We start from the raw sequence: 16384 nt of genomic DNA, 5'->3' as shown, positions 1-16384 counted from the left end.
TGGTGTCCACGTATTTTTGAACTGACACCATCGCCCTTATAGTTGGGATCGGGTAGATGACTTCGCCGGACGGATACAACGCAGGATCGTCCACTGTCGTTTCTATTGCCAAAAAAAAGGGTGCCCCAAGAGGCACCCTTTGATCGCAACTGAGTTTTCCACATCATCCTTGACCACTGCTCAGCCGCTGACTACGCAATCGCGTAGGAACATTCTCAGCCATTTTGCGGGCCATGACAACGAATCCCGCAATACGACTTGGCCTAGCGGCCTTACAGGGCGCGAGAGCAACCAGATTTGAACCGGGAATCAATGCACAAGGCGCTGAGGTTGCCATGGGCAATATCTACCGATTATTGGTCTTCTGATCTTTGATACTGCCCGAGCAACGTCAAACCACTGGCTGGAACGAGTACTTCCCCCGTAATAGCAGCGGGCGCAGGATTAAGAGCGAGCACCCCAAAATCCTTCTGTGTTGGCATGTACTTACGGGCACTTTCCATTGAAAGCCACCCTACGTGATTCATGAGTGTATTAATGTCCCAGCCTTCCCTGACTGCCCAGTCTGCGAATCCACGGCGCAAAGAGTGAGTACTGAATTTCGGCTCATTAGGGAACAGATCGCCGGCCACACGATTCAAAATGTGCTCGATGCTTTGACGATGAATCCCCGTTGGAGCCAACTTCCCCCATCGACTAATCGACCGGAAAACCAATCCCTTTGTGATCCCTGACACCTGTATCCAATCAAGGTATGCCGAAGTAGGGCAATATGCTTTCAGCGCTGGTAAATTATAGGTGGTGCCACTCGCATCCCTGTCAGTCTTGCTGTACGACAGGAAGATGGTCATGCCTTGGTTCCTGTTGGCCACCACATTTTCGAATGTCACGCGGCTCAATTCATCACTACGAAAGGCTTGCCAAAATCCAACAAGGATCAATGCCAGATCACGATGAGTGCGCAGAATTGCGCCCTCAGCATCGCGACGTGTTGGAGAGTCAATAGGAGCAGTTGTGCACGCAGTATTCCACGCCTGAATTGCAAGTATCTTCTCCGCTTCCAACTTGTCACAGATCGCCAAAAGGTGCTTAAAGGTCAGGGGATATGCTTGCTTCGTAATGCCCTTGTGAACCTTGGAGATACCCTTCAACGTGGCTTTAACATCCTTGTCGAAGGTAGGGTCTCCGAACCCTTGTTCTTTGTGCCATTTGGACAAAGCTGAGAGCCGTTGCCGGAGAGTGCTGACCTTCAAGGTTTTTGCGTAAGTCGTAATGTATTTGATTACTGCATCGCTGGTTGCGGGTAGCAACCCACCCCATTCAAAGCGATAGTGATCTATATGCGATTTATACGTGCGCTCGGTATTTGCTGACTTACCGGCCTCCAGATAGAGGCTCGCCAATGCCTCAATGTCTTCTGCACCAGCAGTACTGGTGGATGGCATTCCGTCCGGTGCAGAAGTGGGGGTAACTGGAATCATGGTTGGGAGTCTGACCTGAGTACTATCCTGGCAGTATAGCGGCGAGATAGGGGTAAGCCGCCAAATAGCAGTGCGGTAACAGCGACTTTACCAACCCCAATACCCGGAATCGAGGATAGCCATGGTTGCCATCAACGCCCCATTTGTGGGGTGAACTGTATAGGCCGACTCTCGTACGCCTTTTTGAAATCTGCGTCAGAGAGTTGACCGACTTCCTCTATGGTCCCGATTGACTTCACCGCGCTTAAGGCCGAGTTATCGAAAATGGAATTACCCGACGATTTGGCAATTCGCGCAGTGGCTACCTTACCGTTTCGGGTCATTTTCAACTGAATGAGGGTACTCAGACCCTCAATTTCGCCAGCAGGTTTATACCAGCTCGATGACAGTCGTTTACCCAGCACGGCATCGACCTGGGCAATAGACATAGACTTGGCTAAAGCGGGCACTACGGCAAGGGCTTGAGCCACATCGCCGGCTGCGCTTGTGTTGTCCAGCCCCGCTGAGAACGGGTTATCAGCCCCCATCAAAGGAGTTGCAGAATTTGATGGCTCGGATGTGTGCTGAGCTGGTTGCGCTGGTTTTGAGTGCTGCTGACTTGGCGCCGAAGCTGATGTGCTGATGGCTTCAATTGAAGTGGATGGCTCTGGAGCTTCTTGGGTTGCCATTTCCTGCGAAACCACTGGAACTGGCTGATGTTCTGCCGGTTGTGTTGTGGTGGAGCTGCCCTTGTCTTCTGACGACCGCTGAGCCGCTGTAGCTGCCTTAGCGTCTGCCGCTTGTTGCGCTTTCAAAGAGTTGAAAGCTTTGGCCAATTCACGGCGGTCAATTTTCAACACGTTCGCAAACGCAGTCATGCCAAGATCCAACTCATTGATCCTGATCCGATTCATGTCAACTTCGCTGACTATGGCGCTAAGTCGCTTGTTCTGTTCAGTTAACACCTGTACTTGTTCTGTTAGCACGTCGATCTTGCTACTGTTAGGGAGCACGCTAAGCATGCCCGACAGACCACTAATGGCAGCAGCGCCTACCGAAAGGGCTAAGGCTATGTAACTCAGTTTCGATTCTTTCAAGGTGAAGCGTCCTCTGCGAGCCGTAAGAAACGAATCTACTCGGTGAGCAATCGGAGTTCACTTCAACCTGTTGCACTTACATAAGGTCGGCTTTGGGAAAATGGTCTGATGCACTGTCACACTCACCTTGCCAAATACCGAGGTACAGCTGCGGGGCAATCACCGGGCCAACCGAGGTGAATCCGTAGCGTGCAGTGATCATACGATCTGATCAAATGTTCCATCGTCCTGCCAACAATATTCAACTGGGCTTTTCAAATCCTTGGCCCAGTCTTCTTCGAGTGCCCGCTTGATAAAGCCGGGCAGCGTCACCCCCCACTCCGTAAGTATTTCGTCAAACTCGTCTGGGCTTTGGGCACGCATGTGTTCAAGGGAGAACTGCGAGTTCCACAGATGGGAATTCGGTTCTGTAGCGTCTATCAGCGAGCAGAAAAAGTGAGGTCCACGGATACCGTTTGTGTAGCCAGCAACAACCATGATCCGGCCTTGGGCAGTAGCTGAGTGCAGCATGATCGAGTGCTGCGACATTAGGACACCACTCCGTCGATAGTCCCATCTGGATTCCAGTGCACCTCGTTCTTCATGCGCCCCTGGGACCAGTCGCTAAGCAACGCATCTTTATAAGATGCGGGAAGGGTGACGCCCATAGAGGCGAGCTTGCTATCAAACCCATTAACAGACGTAACATTATCAAAGTTAAAGTCGAGTACCGAAGCCCAAATAGGCTCATCAACATGTTCCGGGATCAGGGATTCGGAGACGTTGCAGAAGAAATGCCTGGTAGGGAATTTGTCAAAACCGCAGATGATAGTTGCGCTCGTTAATTTACGAGCTTGGCCATCAATTTGCGCATCGATCTTCGCAGGCAAAACGATGTAGTGCCGGGACATGCATGAAATCCTTAATTTTTGGTGTTTCGGTGTCACTGCTTGGGCGGAACGCCTTTGGCTACGACTTAATGCTCATGTTCAGCAAGGACAGAAGGTTATCCTCACGTTGAACAGACTCGGGTTGACCACTGACAAGGCTTTCAAACACTGCTCTGTGCTCAGGGGATCGATTGATCACCTTCTGGGCGTTCTGCTTTGCTGCAATCAATTTCCCTTCGCGACCCAATGCCTCTGGATGGCGAAACCAGCATGCGATTCGATGCCTCAAGCCAGCGTGGTTGGTTTCAACAAGCATCCACTTGTACGCTGCTACTGCTCGACTCACCTCGCCAAGCACGGGGTCAGTTGTCACATCTTTTGCTGTCAGCCAGGGCATAGGCAGTTCCTTCATTAATCATTTCAACAATTGCGACTATCAACTCGATGGCTGCGCGGAGTCAGTTATCTCCCTGCTCTTATAACGACTGATACCACGCGTCTTCCATGCATTCCACCCAACTGGCAACCGTTAGGTGCAGGCCTATCACAACGCTGCATGATGGCATTCTGCCAGTCTCCTACAGCTATCCATGCGTGTGGTCATTCGTGTACACCGCCGTTATAGCTGTACACCTACAAATACCCCCGGTTATCGATATTTCCTTCCATTTCGAACGCAGACCGCTCTAGCCTTTGATTCAATACTTTATCTAAACCGATAAAAACTCATCATTCCTGAGGTTGGCGTTTTTTTGTACTGCTCATATCGCTACACGTATAAGGTGTACAATAGCGTAATGACTTTTTCCTTTCCCACACCTTGCGGAGCACTCTCATGGCTACAAATAGTTCAGAACTTAAAATTGAGGAAACGGCTGTAGCGCGGGATGCAGTGCTGGAAAGAGGGGAAAAAGACACAGTAGCCGCAGTGAGAGCTGAGCTTGGTGATCGTGGCTCCAACACCACAATATCTAAGCATCTAACGCAGCTAAGGGCCGGATGGGGTTCACCCAGCCTGTTCCTGTCGCAATTCCCACAAAGACTGGCAGAGCTGTGCCGTGAAATGGGGGACATGATGGAAGAGCAGGCCAATCAGCGAACTGCACACGTAAGTGCTTTACTCGAAGACAAGCGACGTAACTTGGAGCAACAGAAGAACACACTGATGCACGAACGTGATCTGGCGATAGCTACCATTGAGGCAGAGCAGAGCAAGAACGCAGAGTTGCGCTTGCGGCTGCTGGAGGCAACGGAAAATCACAACTCCGCAGTAGCTGAGTTGAATGAGTTGCGACCTCTCTTGGCCAAGGCTGACTTGAAGAATGAGCAGTTGTCAGAGCGCGTACTTGAAGCAAGCAGCAAAATCGACCGGCTCAAGCAGCACATCACCACATACGAAGGTGAGGTCAAGATTCAGCGTCAAACGGAAGCGAACCGGCATGCCGGACAACTGGGCGCTCTTGAGACGAACCTTTCCAACTGCCGAGAAAACGAACTGCGTCTAACAGAGCAGTTGGGCGATGCTAAACGACAGATAGACAAGCTCAACGCCGGTCAGCACGCGGCGGAAAACCGAGCCACCCTGGCAGAGAAAGAGTTGGTCAAAATGCAGGAGTTGGTAGCTGATCTTTCAATCGAGCAAACCAAAAGCGTCCAGCGCGAGGAAGAACGGGAATTGCGTTTGCGTACTGCCATTTCCGATAAAGAGGTAACAGCTCAAAGGCTCACGGGATTGCAAGAACTACTGATCGAGGCGCAGTCGAACTTGGAAAAGCTAAGGGTAAGCGGTGCAGCTGAAAGCCGATCGGTGATCACCGGAATTGTGGAGCACTCACGAAGAGTCTTCGAGTTGGCAAGCCGGGCAGCCAAAAAGGACGATCCAGAGCTTAAGGAATTGGGTCATTCGCAGCGAGATATAGAAAGGCTTTTCGGTACAGCAGATTGAGAACTTGAGCGCCAGCTTGTCGCTGGCGCTGCATTCAAATTCAGAGTGCTGATCCACCATGCGGGCCAGTTTTTACGAACATGCCTTGCTCAGGCATGCGCCGTGATCCAAAGCCGCAGACCGTTTGCATCCAGCGCACTTCATGATCGGCGTGGATCGCGTCGTGGATATGCGTATGCAGTTCGTCGAACTCGGCTTGGTTGCTTGGATCTAACAGCATGTCGTCATTCATTCGATTTCGCGGACGCAAAAATAGGCGTCTTCCTACTGTCGCTGTCCAGCTCGATGGCTGGACATTGACGTACTCAGGCGGGAGTTAAGATTTGTTCCCACGGATCAAACTGAACATGTCGAAACCCTCTAACTCGTCATCGATTTTATGTCTCCGGCTACCAACATCACTCTCCAAGTCCGTAACAGCCGTAATTTGCACAGAATCATGCCCCATGCTAACTGCCCCACGAACGATCAGTCGGTCGTAGAAGGATTGCACCATGTCAACGACGAACAGCTCATAGCCGAATTTTGCCCCAGCATCGTGAATAGCCTTGATCGTTCGCTTACCCAAGCGCTCATGCGTCATACAGATGGGTATGAAGATGTTCGGTATCTGGATTTGATTGCAGTCATGGAGAAAGACCAGTTTCAATACTCTGATCGATTGAGGACTACTTCTCTCTGGGTCATCTTTTTCTATAGCTTTGAGTTCGAGCTCCATGCAGTTTCGCTCGCCTGAATAGTCAGTCGAGTATCGAAAGGCATGATTGATGCTCAGCTTGTCGTCCAGAAGCGCCTGAACAGCTTCCTGCACATGCCTCTCTACTTCACGTCTTTTCACGGTTGCTTTCCTTTTAGCAGTGAGGACGTAGCCCTTGGCTTTCGGCATCCACGTCCGCATGTCAGTCGCTATAAATTCTGGTAGATCACGATGGATTGCAGGTTGGACATTTTCGTTTGCATGCCCTAACACCTATCGTCGGATCGAGAGCTTGGCCATGTCGGAGCTACGCTCATCGTCCAAGGCGTGGTAGTAGATATTCTGGGTCGTCGCCAAACTCTTATGGCGCAGATCGGCCTGCAAATGTTTGGGATTGCGGTATGGTGCGTCAAAGGTTGCCCCAGTGTGCCGTAGCCAGTGAAGGCTCGCCGACCGCAACTCAGTTATCTCGAAGTCTTCAAAGCCTTCACCTTTCATTCGCTCCACCGTCCGGTCAAGCACAGCCTGAACGTCATCACGAATCTGGCGGCCTTTCATGCCAGCACGCCCATGGACCGTTCGCAGAAGCGGCTCATCATCACCAGAGGAAGGGAAGTCTGGCAGGCTACGCGTACGCCGGTATCGTACCAGGTAGCTGATGCAGTCCGGCTTAACCGCGATCTTGGCGTGGACGTTGCCTTTACCCACTACGTGATACCACCACGCATCGCGATCACGAACAAACGAGCCCATGGCGGGTTTCCACTCTCCGTTCCCAACAAGGTCGCTGACCCGGAGATAACAGCCGAACAACATCACGATGCAGAAAAGGGTTCGCTCTCCCGATAATGGCGATTCCTTGGCCATCAACTCGGCTGTTTCAAGCAAGCAAGCCCACTGTAGTTTGGTCAATGATTTTTGCTGTGGAATCTTGAGCTCTTTTGATTTCTTTTTTCGTAAGTCACGCTTGATCAGAACACATGGATTCCGGTCCATCACTTGATCCGCTGTGCAATACGCGAACAGCGAGTTCATCACGGCAAATACCTGACTAAGCGAGCTGTCAGCCATTTTGAAGGTGGGGGCAGGTACATCACAGTTGTTCTCAACCGCGACCTTAGCAGTTGCCTTCTTGGTCCGCATGGAGAAGGGGCGCCATTCTGGGTTGGGCTCATGCACGCCGTCTCGAATTACAAAACGGCTAAAGATGGACGTGCTTATCCAACTCGGGTCCGGCGCTTTGCAGAAGTCTATGTATTCCTCAACATCATCCCGAACGAAATCAACAAACCGCTTGCCCTGCTTATTCCAAGCCCAGAGCAGCAGGCGTTCCACCTGGGTACGGTAGTTGTTGAAGGTAGTTACAGTATCGTCGTGAGACTTAAGAAATTTCCGAACCGCCTCGTAGTCGGCACGGGCATCGAAACGACTTTGGAAGCGGGATAGGTACTCGGTGATGTAGGGACGGTCATCTTCATAAGATGCAGCGTCGTTTGAGGTGAAAGCTTGATGAGTATCTATTAACGGGATCAGCTGGAAAGAGGTCGAGGCCTTCTTCGACGGTGCCGACTTAAGGGCCGCTGCGCGGTTCGGTGTCTTTGATTTCGTCATAGCGAAGGTGTCAGCCAGTAGCGTTCTGTGGACTCAGTATAAGGTGAAATCATGGCGTGCTAATAGGCATTTGCTGCGAAACGCGAAACGCAGAATAATCAGTTTTCTTGATACGCATAATGCAAATTATGTGACCAGGGTAGAGCAGGGCGGTTACTGAGTTCAGCCGTGATAATGTGGCATTGAGAGACTTGTATGCCCTGGGCCAGGACGCGAGATAAGAACGTGGTGCCCACCCGCTCGATGAAGCGAGCTGGTGAGCTCCGCTCTGAACGCATTGAGCATTCTCCTAGCCCTAACAGGGTCTCGAATTCAACAGGACTAACTTTAATTTTGCATACATGCTTTAGGGGAAATAAGTGTTCGAAAACCATGCCACGAAAATCGAACGATGGAAGGTCTGCACGTTCATTGGCTGTATGGCGACAAAGAAATTATTCATGAAGCTAGGTCTGTCGGCAATTGCTCCAGTTGGCGTGGTCGTCTGTTGGTATTTTGCGCTCGGCCCGTTCGAGGAAAAAATCATGCCCGGCATTATTGCGTTGCTGTGCATCGCAACTCTCACCGCGATTAATGCCATGTGGCGCATCCTGCCGGAACAGGGACGTGAGTATCTGAACATGATCGAGAATGCGTACGGGCCGCTTACTCGCGCAGAAGTTTGGAAGTGGTGGCTAAACCTGACTGAGCAGAGTGGGGGGCAAACGCAATATCGCCGACAATCCAACCCTATACCGACACTGGACGTTGAAGCCATTGCCAAGCAGGTCGGCGAATTCCCTTTCGATTCCGATGCCAGTCAATGAAGGGTTAAGCTCGGCGTCACAGCAGGTACGCGCTAATAATCGTATTTCCCCAGATCATTGCCACAAACCCGCCCAGCGCCAGAAATGGTCCAAATGGAATCTGTGGTCCGCACTCGCTGGTGGACAGCCGCTGGGCTGCAATGCCATAGATCGCTGCTGGTACGGTGGCCACCAGCACTATGAGAGGTAGCAACTGCCATCCTGCCCACGCTCCCAGCATGGCTAGCATTTTCAAATCCCCATTGCCCATCCCCTCCCGCCCGGTCAACAGCTTGAATCCAGTCATAACAATCCAAAGCACCATGTAACCTGCCACGGCACCAAACAGAGCATCATCGAGGCGGGTGAACAGGGATTGCTGGTTGACTATCAAACCTAGCCAGAGAAGTGGCAGTACCAAGCAGTCGGGTAACAGCTGGTGCTCGCCGTCGATCAACACCAAGATAATGAGGCCCCATGTCAGTGAAAGCATTGCCACAGACTGAATGCTCAAGCCAAACGTCAAAATCACTACAGCAGACAACAAGGCACAAGCCACCTCGGGTATGTAAGCACGTTGCAGTAAATGGTGCTTTCGCTGAACCACACCTGGGTCAATCCCTTGTTCCTCCAAATCGAGCAGTTGGTAGGCTTCACTCCGCCAGCTCTTGAACAACATGTTGGGGAGTCGCTTGGCTGCCGCACTCAAGACTGTACCAGCTACAAATCCTATTCCTGCACCTGCTAATACCTCAATCACGACAGGGTGAACTCCTTAGATAAGTCGGTGGTGATGGCCAAGACCGCCAGGGAATATAATTCAGGGTGCTGCCGGTCAATCGGTGGGAGGTTATCGGTTTCGACCCATTGGCCACGGACTTGCCCCTTAACCAACCATGCCGGATTCGACCCTATTGGCTGCGTCCATCGCGTGACAGCGTGTCCATGAGCCGCAATCTGTTTGGCAGTGATGAACCCTTGATGCCTCATAAGCGCAACAAGTTGGATCGCTTTTTCTTTCCAAGGGGTAAGCCGAACAGGAGAAGGCACGCCAGCAGGAAGGGCCTGGAGCAGGGCAGGGACGTAGCACCTGAATGCTGGACTCCAATCGTGAAGATACTGACCACCGAACGAGGTCTCCTGTCCATTTGACTCAAGTATGTTGTGGAAGTGGAACTTAAACTCATCACCGTTGAACGTCCTTGTCACGCGAGGCTCTAGAACCTCAATACCGAGCATTGAAAGCATCTTTCCAATGCCGGCGTTTGCTACGGTTATTTTTGAAACAATGACCATGCGGTAGTCAGGGCCAGGCATGTCGAAAAAGTCGCCATTACGCTTTGGCAATATCTGTTCCGCCACCTTTGCATTAAGGGTCAGCTTCGCTTCAACTCCTAGCTGCCGCCCGTCATCATGTACTGCCAGCACGTCAAAATTTGCCGCTTCTGGATAGCAGGTCCACCCCGGCAATGCATTGAAATCGCGCATAAACAGGTTGCACAGGTCGGCCTCACTCTTGATACCGACTAGAGGTTTTGAGCCCATATCTACCTCAGTTCTTAAGACAAAAAAAAGCAGGCCGAAGCCTGCTGTTCTGCAACTTCGATTACGACACGTAGATGCCGGGCACGAAGTTGATAATGATGAGTTGCAGAACCACAGCACCCACATATGCGAAGGCAAGCGACTTAACAATTCGTCGGGTCTGTAAGAAAATCGTGAACAAACAGAAACCGATAGCCATCACGGGGAGGGTGATCAGACCCGCGACACTCAATCCGTCAGACCACACGTACGCAGCAAAGGCTATTCCGAACAACAGCTCAACTGCGGGGTATTTTATAGGGATGGGTTTTGCACATGACGCGCACTTACCGCGCAACAAAATCCAACTCAGAACAGGAATGTTATGAAGTGCTTTGATTTTGGTCCCGCAACATGGGCAGCTTGAGCGGGGCAATGAAAGGTTGAATTTTCCATGCTTGGCAATCAGCTCCTGAAGCTTTTGGCCATCTGCTTGGTCGCCCAGTTTGCGGATGATTGGCAGGCGATACACAACTACGTTTGCGAACGAGCCTACGCACATTCCAACAACACCAAACCAAAGTGCAATGATCCAGCCATTAGGGACCGTACTCAAATCCATGTCAGGCACCCCCGCCAATATTGAGGGCACCAGCATCTTGTGTCGCGAGGTAAGCATGGGTGCTGAGGGCACCGTGCATTTTGACATTCATTAGGGCACCAAAAAGCAGGCCTAGGCCTGCTTCCAGATAAAATTAGTAGGGGGAGTATTTCGCCTCAATCTCGCGCTGCTCACGAATGTGCTGCTCGTAGTTGATCGATTTGTCTTGAAGCTTCTGGTCGATTACTTCCAGCGATTTCCGCTTCTCACGCTCTGCGTAATCTTTGGTTGCCCAGTAGTTCCGCTCCTGGGCTGCGTAGGCTGCATCAGCCGGCATCCAAAGTGGTCCCAAGAATGGCCATGTCAGAACTGAGAACGTAGCTGCCACTGGATGGCCAGTATAGGCATAGCCCATGATGGGGAAGATGCCGAGAACAGCAGCTAGGCTAACGCTCTTCTCTGTTTGAGCGAGCCCCTTCGCCTCGTAGGCAGTCATTTCACGCTCTTGACCAGGGGAGAGGTGAGTTACGCAACCGGATACCAGCATGGAGGCGCCAACGAGTGCTGCGAGGGATACTTTTTTGAACGACATTTCGAGTTACTGCCTTATATGAACGATGCCCTTGGTATAACGGCCAGAAGGTCTAAATCGCACCTTGGCCTAACTGCACCAGAAACACCCCGAAACCCAAGCTAGGACTTGAAGGGAAGGGCAGCTGCGTGGCTGCAAGGATTACTGGTAGGCACCACAATAATGGGACAGGGGGGAGCAACGCATTCCAACTGGTTGCATTTACTACCCCATCAAACTCGGGATTTCGCCTATTGAGTGGACAATAGGCGTTTTGCCTTATAGATCAATAGGTTAGGTTGTAACAGGGGATCGGGAAGGGAGCCTAGCCCACCATGGCCAGCGCACAATTACAGATGAGCGCGAACCTGTAGCGTGCGAACTGCGTTTACCAGCACTTGCACGTCTGCGTTACTAACACAGGACTCAGCGTCAGGATCGAGGTCACTCACCTTGGCCTCAATACTCTCCAGTAGCCAACCACTCACCAAAAGCGCCGTGTCTACTGGTTGTGAAACGAATGCGCGATCACTATCGCTCTGCTCCCGGTCGTTTTTTAGTAACTCAGCTACCGCTTCGTCCATCGTGCAATCGCGCTCGATGGTCATTAGCTTGAGTTCTTTCCAGACCTCAGTGGTGATGCCGATATTCTTGAGTCTTTTCTTTATCATTAAGCTTTTACCTTTTTTGTGTCATCAGTGGCCCTAAGCCCGACAGTTGTTCGCTGGAGAGCTTTGCCATCAATCAACTTTGCGGATGAACTGAGCAAGCGAATCGGGATCAACTTTCATGAGAATCACGCTCTCTATGTGGTAATTACAACCAAGACTCAACGATCACCGGGTCATCGCCAGCCTCCCGTGACAAACAGTGCAAGCCTCCGGGAAGCTGTTCTCGAATCCCATTCAGGTCATCGGCAAGAAAAAAATCAGTAGTAGCTGTTGGCGGATTGGTTGACTCGAAACGCCGCGCTACGAACTGTGCGGGGTAATCTTTTGGGTACTGGTACACCGTCCAGATTGAAAGTACTTCACGACTCATGGATCAGCCTCGATGGTCTGGTAGGAGAAATGCGTTACATGCTGCAACCGTTGCTAAGAATCCACAGCGCGACAGCCAATCTGGGGCTGTTGATACGCTTGCCTGACTCACGAACAGTTTCCAGCCTTGCTATAGCCAGCCTTGACTGCTGCGGCTTCGGTATCAAACTCAACACGGTTGCGCTCGCTGATCTGCTCATAGCTGGGGCAACCTTGAGTCAGGTGATACACATGGCTTCGGCTGTTTCCGCGAACGGCGCCGGCAGTTGCAACATGGGATGACTTCAACGGTGATGCAGACGCCTTCTGTGTTTGCGGTTGAGCGCTACCGGACGTAATGCCTTCTGCCAGTGGCTTGTAGCCCGGCACCCATTGACGCTCTCCAGTAACGAAAGGGTTGTGATGACCCATTGAGTACGCAATGCGTCGGTCACGTTCTTTCTCCCAGGCAGATACCGGGTAGCTGCGGTCCCAAGCCACAAGAACTCGCTGCTGTTGGTCACTGAGCCGGATGTTATAGCGGTCTGCCATATAAAATGTGATGCGGGCAGCTTCACCTTTGACCTCGTTACGTGGCTCTACTGCACGGACTGTGGCGCCTATCTTGGTAGTACAGGCGCCAAGTGGCATTGACGACCCGGACACCATTCCGTAGTTGATGTTCGAGCGCAGGGCGTTAGCCGTGCCAATGGACGGCACAAGGTTGAACATATCGCCCTCCATTCGGTTGAAAACGGGGTCTGTACGCTGGCAGTTCTCACGACCGCCATCGCGCCAGCACTGGCGTTGCTGGGCAACTGCACTAATAGCCGCAACGTGTTCCCACTCCAGTCGAGTTGCCCGACTAGCTTGTTTTGTTGCCTGAAAACCACAGCTGTTAGGGTCCATGCGACCACCGGATTTTCCCACCCATTCCCATTTACAGCCGCAGTAAAAGTCGCCTGCTGCGGTCTGGTTCTGGTCGTTGTAGACGTGATCACGAAGTAATCGCTTTGCCTGAGAGAAATCATTCGGCGCAGCACTAGCAGTAAACGTGACGCTGAGCAGGAAGCTGAGTGTTGTGAGCTCGGCGAACCACTTCACTCGTGCCCCCCAGCCCGGCAGTAGATCGCTGGGGGGCTTTTCCATCCATTCACGGTCTTCTGCTGTCAGTAGAGAGCGTTGCATCTTTGTCCTTAGATAGAAGTCGCTTGCCTGAATCAATGAGCTGATTAACAGCATCATATGACTAACTTATGTACTGCTTTTCGATTGTATGGAAGCCCCCCCATCTCATCCTCTAATTTTTTTAGGGCGTCGGATAGAGCCATCGTCCTCTGCAATTCCGATAGTCGTCTAATCATAAAACCACTTCTTAAGCCATTAACACCAAGGGACCAGCCAAGTACATTAGTGCTCGCTCGATTGAATGAAACTGCCCATGCTGCTCCACCTGATATAGCGTAATACTGGGTATGTTCCACATCACGATTTTTCACAAGTCGTGTATTTTCAAGCTTATATTTTTGTAGTTCATTAGATAGGTCGGCGGGTATTAAAACCAACCGCTTGCGACCGTCAATTTGGATCACTTCGTACCACTCGCCACTTTTATCTTTGATTGCGGTATTCGTCTCAACCGTTGTAATTCGAATCGTTATTAACTCGCTTGGGCGTATGCCACAAGCCCAACAAAGACGACTACAGAGAGAATTTGTATCGTTTTGTCGCGATATTACTTTAAGAAATTGCTCATCTGTGTAGGTTTTAGTTTTGCCAAAAGTAGCAACTGCCTTTCTACGAGCTTTCTTTAATGTCTCATTCCCAGATAGCTTATTAGTTGATGTTGTTTCCGCAGAAACCTTGTTTCCGTCAATCCATCGTTGGATAGTAGACCGCTCAACTATAACCTTCTGCTCGGACAACCAAGTTTTAATCTCTCCTAAGCTGCAACCGTAACTGTGTAGCTTCAACACTTCAAACTTGAATTTATCCAGCTTAGACCCTCGAATAGATCGTTTTCGATTAGCCTTTGAAAGAGCTTTAAGTCTTGCAGCATCTTCTAGAATATTACAAGTTATGCTCATCTTTTTCATACTTCTATTTGGTCCATTCACAAATCATCTTGATACCAATTTTTTTTACCGGGTGTTTTCAGCAGATGATAACAACAGCTGAAAACCGATACACCCCAACATGATGCAGTTCCTGCACACACTCAAATCGGGCGTTGCGAATTTGCAGATTCCGATGGGATGGAAACCGACTATCAAGACATTTGTAGTAGATTCAAATGCGGCGGTAGGCTTGCGTCTCGACTCACGCTAGCGGTGTACCACCGTCAAAAATTTAATTTCTTACCATTGTAAACACCGTCAATCTATAACCAATTTGGTGCGAAAAACGCAAATCTCCGATTTCGCCAATTATAAAACTAATAGGCAAATCAATAGGTTGCGTTTCAATGCTAATGTGGATTATAGATTAAATGACCAACCCTGCTCCCAACGCCTGACCTGGGGGTTGCCTTCTGCCACACCACTCATCTGCACATAGTGCAGATGACCCACACTCTGAAATCCCATTACTAATGCAGCCTCCGATAGCGGCATCTGGGAAGCAGTAGACTGCTGCGGTGGCCGCACCAGATTTATTAATTGTGAGACTAAATTTAATCACGGCGGTTGCAGGAGCTGAGTGCAACACGGTTATTGAATTGAAGCCGGAGCATCATGCCGCATCGCCATGGCTGCTTGCATCACCTCGCCCATGACTTCGATAGGACATTTGAAGTCGAAGCGCTTACGCGGACGCATATTCAGTTGCAGTGCGATGGCATCCAGCTCTGCCTGGCTGTGTACCGACAGATCCGTGCCCTTGGGCAGGTACTGCCGAATCAAACCGTTGATGTTTTCATTGCTGCCGCGCTGCCAAGGGCTGTGTGGGTCGCAGAAGTAGATCGCGACACCGGTCTTCTGGGTAATCTCGGCGTGTCGTGCCATTTCCCGTCCTTGGTCGTAGGTCATGCTCTTGCGCATCGCCAGCGGCATGCCATTGAGTGCCGCGCTGAAGCCCTCCATCGCCGAGGTCGCCGTCGCGTCGTTCATTTTCACCAGCATTAGGTAGCCGCTGGTGCGCTCCACCAGGGTGCCTACCGCCGAGGCGTTGGCCTTACCCTTAATCAGATCGCCTTCCCAATGCCCTGGCGTTAGGCGGTCTTCGATCTCCGGTGGGCGCACATGAATGCTGACCATCTCGGGGATCTGTCCGCGCCGATCCACGCCGCCAGAGCGCGGCCTGCGTGTCGTCTTGCTTTGACGCAAACAGATGATCAGCTCCTTGCGCAGTTCACCGACCGGCAAGGCGTAGATCGCGGTGTAAATCGTCTCGCGGCAGACGTAGGCATCTTTGAGCGGCGGTATGTTCATGCTGCGCAGCTTGCCGGCAATCTGCTCGGGAGACAAACGCTCACGCAGCGTATGGGTCACCAACTCGAAGCGCTCACTACCGGGAAACAGCTTTCGCTTGGGGCGGCAGACTTGGCGCCTCATTGTCATTTTCTGCTGGGCTCCGCGAGCCGAGTAGGCACCGCCGGCCTCTCGGTTACGACTCAACTCACGACTGATGGTCGAGGGGGATCGGTTAATCAAGCGAGCAATGCCACGCATGCTGAAGTCTTGGGCTTGACCGAGTTGAATGATGGCGCGCTCTTCAACGCTGAGTTCGGAATAGGACATGGGGGCAGCACCGTACCGGAAAGGTCAGGTGTTGCACTCAGTTTTTGCGGCCGCCCACCTACTCGGCAATTATCACTTTATGCCAATAGCAATCCAATCGAAGTTGCTAACCGCCACACCATTATTTGCTGCACCGCAACCCATTGGACTCGTCCCCCCATACAGCCTAAATCCAGTGTTGGAAATCTCATGAACTTCATGCCCGAACCAGTCCAACTGGTTTTGGCTGCACGTAGTAAAGGGGAAAGGAGCCGCAAGGCTGATAAGGATCTTTGGGGGTTCAGAGAACGCTGTAGCAAATTTTATGTAAATGTAAGGAAGGCTCTGGCAAATCTTCTGAGCGGAATCTGCCCAAGTTGCACATTCCGATGTTTGTCCTGATCCAGCTTGAGTTAGGGAAATTCTGAAAAAGACTTCCTGATTTGGCAGAATCCCCGAACACCAATCGCCGAGCTTTTCGATGATGAA

Annotated in this window: 20 protein-coding genes; 2 read left to right on the top strand and 18 right to left on the bottom strand. The window is 51.3% G+C overall.

Annotated features, from left to right (window positions below):
- Positions 1-353 precede the first annotated feature (353 nt).
- The 5 genes from GHO41_RS25260 to GHO41_RS25240 form a co-directional block, all read right to left on the bottom strand.
- A complete protein-coding gene (locus GHO41_RS25260; protein WP_153434967.1) occupies positions 354-1481 on the bottom strand; it encodes a tyrosine-type recombinase/integrase in 1128 nt (375 codons plus the stop codon).
- Between the two features lie 131 nt (positions 1482-1612).
- Entirely contained in the window at positions 1613-2557 is a 945-nt protein-coding gene (locus GHO41_RS25255) for a TonB family protein (protein WP_153434966.1), read from the bottom strand.
- A 198-nt stretch (positions 2558-2755) separates the two neighbouring features.
- Entirely contained in the window at positions 2756-3085 is a 330-nt protein-coding gene (locus GHO41_RS25250; protein ID WP_153434965.1) for a hypothetical protein, read from the bottom strand.
- On the bottom strand, positions 3085-3447 hold the full coding sequence (locus GHO41_RS25245) for a hypothetical protein (RefSeq protein ID WP_153434964.1): 363 nt from the start codon (positions 3445-3447) through the stop codon (positions 3085-3087). Before GHO41_RS25245 ends, GHO41_RS25250 begins: the two co-directional genes overlap by 1 nt.
- Before the next feature lie 58 nt (positions 3448-3505).
- Positions 3506-3823, bottom strand: coding sequence for a hypothetical protein (locus GHO41_RS25240; protein ID WP_153434963.1), 318 nt, complete (start codon positions 3821-3823; stop codon positions 3506-3508).
- Positions 3824-4261: 438 nt separating this feature from the next.
- Here GHO41_RS25240 and GHO41_RS25235 point away from each other — a divergent pair, with 438 nt between their 5' ends.
- Positions 4262-5371, top strand: a complete 1110-nt coding sequence (locus GHO41_RS25235) for a DNA-binding protein (RefSeq protein ID WP_153434962.1) — start codon at positions 4262-4264, stop codon at positions 5369-5371.
- A 40-nt stretch (positions 5372-5411) separates the two neighbouring features.
- Here GHO41_RS25235 and GHO41_RS25230 read toward each other — a convergent pair whose 3' ends face one another.
- The 3 genes from GHO41_RS25230 to GHO41_RS25220 form a co-directional block, all read right to left on the bottom strand.
- Positions 5412-5603, bottom strand: a complete 192-nt coding sequence (locus GHO41_RS25230; RefSeq protein ID WP_153434961.1) for a hypothetical protein — start codon at positions 5601-5603, stop codon at positions 5412-5414.
- 84 nt (positions 5604-5687) lie between these two features.
- On the bottom strand, positions 5688-6209 hold the full coding sequence (locus GHO41_RS25225) for a hypothetical protein (protein WP_153434960.1): 522 nt from the start codon (positions 6207-6209) through the stop codon (positions 5688-5690).
- Positions 6210-6341: 132 nt separating this feature from the next.
- Complete coding sequence (locus tag GHO41_RS25220) at positions 6342-7679, bottom strand: site-specific integrase (RefSeq protein WP_256678853.1); 1338 nt, start codon at positions 7677-7679, stop codon at positions 6342-6344.
- Positions 7680-8038: 359 nt separating this feature from the next.
- Here GHO41_RS25220 and GHO41_RS25215 point away from each other — a divergent pair, with 359 nt between their 5' ends.
- A complete protein-coding gene (locus tag GHO41_RS25215; RefSeq protein ID WP_153434959.1) occupies positions 8039-8485 on the top strand; it encodes a hypothetical protein in 447 nt (148 codons plus the stop codon).
- Positions 8486-8501: 16 nt separating this feature from the next.
- On the opposite strand, the gene GHO41_RS25210 is transcribed toward GHO41_RS25215, so the two are convergent.
- From GHO41_RS25210 to GHO41_RS30120, 10 genes are all read right to left on the bottom strand, one after another.
- Positions 8502-9224, bottom strand: a complete 723-nt coding sequence (locus GHO41_RS25210) for an A24 family peptidase (protein WP_371929033.1) — start codon at positions 9222-9224, stop codon at positions 8502-8504.
- The gene (locus GHO41_RS25205; RefSeq protein ID WP_153434958.1) at positions 9221-10009 is read right to left on the bottom strand and encodes a hypothetical protein; all 789 of its coding nucleotides are present in this window, start codon (positions 10007-10009) and stop codon (positions 9221-9223) included. Before GHO41_RS25205 ends, GHO41_RS25210 begins: the two co-directional genes overlap by 4 nt.
- 61 nt (positions 10010-10070) lie before the next feature.
- Positions 10071-10610, bottom strand: a complete 540-nt coding sequence (locus tag GHO41_RS25200; RefSeq protein ID WP_178126577.1) for an A24 family peptidase — start codon at positions 10608-10610, stop codon at positions 10071-10073.
- 133 nt (positions 10611-10743) lie between these two features.
- Positions 10744-11181, bottom strand: coding sequence for a TM2 domain-containing protein (locus GHO41_RS25195; protein ID WP_153434956.1), 438 nt, complete (start codon positions 11179-11181; stop codon positions 10744-10746).
- A 329-nt stretch (positions 11182-11510) separates the two neighbouring features.
- Positions 11511-11831: a hypothetical protein gene (locus GHO41_RS25190; protein WP_153434955.1), complete on the bottom strand. Its 321-nt coding sequence runs from the start codon at positions 11829-11831 to the stop codon at positions 11511-11513.
- Between the two features lie 145 nt (positions 11832-11976).
- On the bottom strand, positions 11977-12201 hold the full coding sequence (locus GHO41_RS25185) for a hypothetical protein (protein ID WP_153434954.1): 225 nt from the start codon (positions 12199-12201) through the stop codon (positions 11977-11979).
- A 107-nt stretch (positions 12202-12308) separates the two neighbouring features.
- A complete protein-coding gene (locus tag GHO41_RS25180) occupies positions 12309-13424 on the bottom strand; it encodes an endonuclease (RefSeq protein ID WP_256678851.1) in 1116 nt (371 codons plus the stop codon).
- Entirely contained in the window at positions 13421-14275 is an 855-nt protein-coding gene (locus tag GHO41_RS25175) for a hypothetical protein (protein WP_153434953.1), read from the bottom strand. Before GHO41_RS25175 ends, GHO41_RS25180 begins: the two co-directional genes overlap by 4 nt.
- Positions 14276-14887: 612 nt before the next feature.
- A complete protein-coding gene (locus tag GHO41_RS25170; protein ID WP_153434952.1) occupies positions 14888-15916 on the bottom strand; it encodes an IS30 family transposase in 1029 nt (342 codons plus the stop codon).
- Positions 15917-15988: 72 nt separating this feature from the next.
- The coding region (locus tag GHO41_RS30120) for an H-type lectin domain-containing protein (RefSeq protein ID WP_218580281.1) at positions 15989-16384 on the bottom strand (396 nt) is incomplete at its 5' end.

This window comes from Pseudomonas sp. FSL R10-0399 (assembly GCF_009600165.1).
Classification (GTDB): domain Bacteria; phylum Pseudomonadota; class Gammaproteobacteria; order Pseudomonadales; family Pseudomonadaceae; genus Aquipseudomonas; species Aquipseudomonas helleri.
Note: the sequence above shows the minus strand (reverse complement) of the source record. Positions and strands in the feature narration are given on the sequence as shown.

Bases quoted from the DNA above. Each gene is read 5' to 3' on its own strand.
- GHO41_RS25260 (WP_153434967.1), bottom strand. From the start codon at position 1,481: ATGATTCCAGTTACCCCCACTTCTGCACCGGACGGAATGCCATCCACC.
- GHO41_RS25250 (WP_153434965.1), bottom strand. From the start codon at position 3,085: ATGTCGCAGCACTCGATCATGCTGCACTCAGCTACTGCCCAAGGCCGG.
- GHO41_RS25245 (WP_153434964.1), bottom strand. From the start codon at position 3,447: ATGTCCCGGCACTACATCGTTTTGCCTGCGAAGATCGATGCGCAAATT.
- GHO41_RS25240 (WP_153434963.1), bottom strand. From the start codon at position 3,823: ATGCCCTGGCTGACAGCAAAAGATGTGACAACTGACCCCGTGCTTGGC.
- GHO41_RS25235 (WP_153434962.1), top strand. From the start codon at position 4,262: ATGGCTACAAATAGTTCAGAACTTAAAATTGAGGAAACGGCTGTAGCG.
- GHO41_RS25230 (WP_153434961.1), bottom strand. From the start codon at position 5,603: ATGAATGACGACATGCTGTTAGATCCAAGCAACCAAGCCGAGTTCGAC.
- GHO41_RS25220 (WP_256678853.1), bottom strand. From the start codon at position 7,679: ATGACGAAATCAAAGACACCGAACCGCGCAGCGGCCCTTAAGTCGGCA.
- GHO41_RS25205 (WP_153434958.1), bottom strand. From the start codon at position 10,009: ATGGGCTCAAAACCTCTAGTCGGTATCAAGAGTGAGGCCGACCTGTGC.
- GHO41_RS25200 (WP_178126577.1), bottom strand. From the start codon at position 10,610: ATGGATTTGAGTACGGTCCCTAATGGCTGGATCATTGCACTTTGGTTT.
- GHO41_RS25195 (WP_153434956.1), bottom strand. From the start codon at position 11,181: ATGTCGTTCAAAAAAGTATCCCTCGCAGCACTCGTTGGCGCCTCCATG.
- GHO41_RS25190 (WP_153434955.1), bottom strand. From the start codon at position 11,831: ATGATAAAGAAAAGACTCAAGAATATCGGCATCACCACTGAGGTCTGG.
- GHO41_RS25185 (WP_153434954.1), bottom strand. From the start codon at position 12,201: ATGAGTCGTGAAGTACTTTCAATCTGGACGGTGTACCAGTACCCAAAA.
- GHO41_RS25180 (WP_256678851.1), bottom strand. From the start codon at position 13,424: ATGATGCTGTTAATCAGCTCATTGATTCAGGCAAGCGACTTCTATCTA.
- GHO41_RS25175 (WP_153434953.1), bottom strand. From the start codon at position 14,275: ATGAAAAAGATGAGCATAACTTGTAATATTCTAGAAGATGCTGCAAGA.
- GHO41_RS25170 (WP_153434952.1), bottom strand. From the start codon at position 15,916: ATGTCCTATTCCGAACTCAGCGTTGAAGAGCGCGCCATCATTCAACTC.